1 pseudogene is annotated in these 223 nt (G+C 48.0%); it reads left to right on the top strand.

What is annotated here, in order from left to right:
* Positions 1 to 223, top strand: a pseudogene (locus HMPREF2554_RS12035) (MFS transporter); the annotation flags it as partial.

Here is a 223-nt window from a genome sequence, read left to right as displayed (position 1 = left end):
GCTCCGAAGTATTCCAAAAAACGCATATACTTCACGATTTAAGGCTTGGACTAGTATATATAGCCTCTAGTGCATATTTTAGACGCGAACTTATCTTCGCCGCCCTCCTCAATATGTGGGGTGCCTCAACCCTTTTCCTGCTTCTGGGGCGAATTGCTCACTTGGGGTTAGGGCAAGAGGTCTACGGTATTGGTATGTTTATGGGAACTATGGGCGCCGTGGC

It is taken from the genome of Rothia sp. HMSC071F11 (assembly GCF_001809115.1).
Taxonomy (GTDB): domain Bacteria; phylum Actinomycetota; class Actinomycetes; order Actinomycetales; family Micrococcaceae; genus Rothia; species Rothia dentocariosa.
Note: the sequence above shows the minus strand (reverse complement) of the source record. Positions and strands in the feature narration are given on the sequence as shown.